We start from the raw sequence: 3,341 nt of genomic DNA on the forward strand, positions 1-3,341 counted from the left end.
CGTCCGGCCCAGATCCCCGGCATCGAGTCGATGGTCGGCCGGTTCATCAACACCGTGCCGGTACGGGTGCGCCTGAAGCCGGCGGAGTCCGTACGCGAGGCGCTCGTGCGGCTCCAGGACGAACAGAGCGCCCTCCTGCCCCACCAGCACCTCAAGCTCACCGACATCCACCACCTGACCCCGGCCAACGAGCTCTTCGACACCGTCATCGTGTTCGAGAACTACCCGGTCGAGAACGAGGCCTTCGAACGGGCGACGTCCACCCTCTCTCTCACCCACGCCGAAGCCCACGACGCAAGCCACTACCCGATGAACCTGCGCGTCCTGCCCGGGGACAGCGTCGAGATCCGCATGGAATACGGACCCGACCTGTTCGACCGTGCGGCGGTGGAGGAACTCGGCAGCCGGCTTCTCCTCGTGTTCCGGGCCATTGCCGAAACCCCGCGGATCCCCGTCGGACGCGTCGGCATCCTCGACGCGCACGAGCGTGAGCGCGTGCTCTCCGCCCTGCACGGCCGGCGTGACGAGGCGGAGTTCCGCGACGTCGTGGACAGGATCAGGGACGTCGCCCGCCGGCAGCCGGACGCGGTCGCCGTCACGGACGATGAAGGAGACGTCACCTACGAGACCTTGATGTCCCGGGCGAGCGCACTGTCCAGGCATCTCGCGGAACGCGGAACGGGAGTGGGAGCACTCGTCGGAATCCTCTCGGATCCCGGAGCGCCGTTCGTGTGGTCGGTGCTGGGCGTGTTCGGCAGCCGGGCCGGCTACATCCCGCTGGACCCGCAGGCCCCGACCGCGCGCAGCGCGACGTACCTCACCGACAGCGGCGCGGACTGCCTGCTGACGGAGAAGAAGCACCTTGAGCAGGCACGGGCCATCGCGGCCGCGTCGGGCGGCAACGTCGAAGTCCTGGTCATGGGCGACGAACAGGACGGCGCCGACTGGTACCCGAACGGATCCGAGACCTACGACATCGCGTACTCCATCTTCACTTCGGGCTCCACCGGGCGACCGAAGGGAGCGATGGTCCACCGGGCCGGCATGGAGAACCATCTGCTGGCGAAGATCGAGGACCTGAACCTCTCCGCAGCGGACCACGTCATGCAGAACGCGCCGCTGACCTTCAACATCTCGGTCTGGCAGATGTTCGCAGCGCTGATGCTCGGCGGGCGGATCCGCGTCGTCGACCGGACGGTCGCGGCAGACCCCCGAGAGCTCTTCCGGCGCGTGACCGACGAAGGCGTGTCCGTCCTGGAGGTCGTGCCCTCACTCCTCCGGGCCGCCCTCGACCTGTGGGACGCCGAGGGAGTGCAGCTCGAGCTGTCGAGGCTCCGATGGTTGGTCGTGACGGGTGAGCCGCTCCCGGGCAGCCTCTGCGAGCGGTGGTTCGCACGGTACCCGGAGATCCCGCTGGTCAATGCCTACGGATCCACGGAATGTTCGGACGACGTCTCGCACGCCGTCATCACGAGCGAGAAGTACCGTGCCGAACGGAAGGTCACCATCGGCACCCCCATTCGAAACATACGGCTGTACATCCTGAACGAGGCTCTCCAGCCGGTCCCTCCGGGAAAGCCGGGGGACCTGTACGTCAGCGGTGTCGGCGTCGGCCAGGGCTACATCGGGGACGCGACCCGCACGTCGGCCGCCTTCGTGGCCGACCCCTTCTCCGACGAACCCGGCGCGCGGATGTACCGCATGGGCGACTACGTCAGATGCCTCCCGGACGGCCGCTTGGAATTCGTGGAGCGGCGGGACCACCAGGTCAAGATCCGCGGACAGCGACTCGAACTCGGCGAGATCGAGATCTCCCTGGCCGAGCACGCCCTCGTGGGCCAGGCGGCCGTGGTCGTCCGGGAGGACACCTCCGGCGACAAGCGGCTGGTGGCGTACGTGGTGCCGGGCGCCGGCACGGCGACCGGCGCTCTCGACCCTGCCGCGCTGCGCGGGTTCGTTGCGGAGCGGCTGCCGGACTACATGGTGCCGTCGGCGTTCGTCGCGCTCGATGCCCTGCCGTTGACGGCGAACGGCAAGCTGGACCGGCATGCCCTGCCCGTCCCGGAGTTCACGGCGGGAGGTGTGGGCCGCGGACCGCGGTCGCCGCGGGAGGAGATCCTGTGCGGCTTGTTCGCCGAGGTCCTCGGGGTGGACGTGGTGTCGATCGATGACGGTTTCTTCGAGTTGGGTGGGCATTCGCTGCTGGCGACCCGGCTGGTGAGCCGGATCCGGTCCGTCCTCGGGGTCGAGGTGAGTATTCGCTCGTTGTTCGAGGCTCCGACCGTCGCCGGGTTGGTGGAGCGGCTCGACGAGGGTGGTCAGGTCCGGGAGCCGCTGGGGCGGCGGGTGCGGCCGGAGGTTCTTCCGGTGTCGTTCGCGCAGCGTCGTCTGTGGTTCCTGGGCCAGCTCGAAGGCGTCTCCGCGACGTACAACATTCCGCTCGTGCTGCGTCTGACCGGCGCGCTGGACGTGGAGGCGCTGCGGGCCGCGCTGGCGGACGTCGCTGGTCGGCACGAGAGTCTGCGGACGGTGTTCCCGCAGGTGGACGGCGAGCCTCGGCAGGAGATCCGGCAGGGTGCCGCGGGGATTCCCGATGTCGTGGTGCAGCCCGTGTCGGCTGGTGATGTTGCGGCCGTGGTGGCGCAGGTGACCGGTGCCGGCTTCGACCTGGAGCGGGATCTGCCGTGGCGGGTGAGCCTGCTGGAGGTCACGGACGCCCTGGATGAGTGGGTTCTGGTGATGGTGGTCCATCACATTGCGGCGGACGGCTGGTCGGTGGCGCCGTTGGCGAAGGATCTGTCGCAGGCGTACGCGGCGCGTTGCCAGGGGGATGCCCCGGCATGGGAAGAGCTTGAGGTGCAGTATGCGGACTACACGCTGTGGCAGCGTGAGGTCCTCGGTGACGAGGACGATCCGGACAGTGTGATCGCCGCCCAGGTCGCGTACTGGGAGCAGGCGCTGGCCGGTCTTCCGGAGCAGCTGGAGCTGCCGGTGGACTACCCGCGCCCTGCTGTCGCCTCGCACGAGGGCGCCGCGGTGGGGTTCCGTGTTCCGGCGGAGGCCCATGCCCGTCTGGTGGAGCTGTCCCGGTCGTGCGGGGCGAGCGTGTTCATGACGGTGCAGGCCGCTCTGGCGGTTCTGCTGTCGAAGATGGGCGCCGGGGAAGACGTCCCGATCGGGACGCCGATCGCCGGCCGTACCGACGACGCCGTCGATGACATGGTCGGGTTCTTCGTGAACACGCTCGTCCTGCGGACCGACGTCTCGGGCGATCCGACGTTCCGGGAGGTCGTGGAGCGGGTCCGGGAGGCGGACCTGGCGGCGTTCGCCCACCAGGACGT

The 3,341-nt window shown here is 69.2% G+C and carries 1 protein-coding gene; it reads left to right on the forward strand.

What is annotated here, in order from left to right; genetic code table 11:
• Positions 1–3,341: amino acid adenylation domain-containing protein (locus ACFXA3_RS39170; protein WP_385195620.1), on the forward strand; the 3,341-nt coding region annotated here is incomplete at both ends.

Origin of the sequence: Streptomyces sp. NPDC059456 (assembly GCF_042750055.1) — a bacterium.
Lineage (GTDB): Bacteria > Actinomycetota > Actinomycetes > Streptomycetales > Streptomycetaceae > Streptomyces.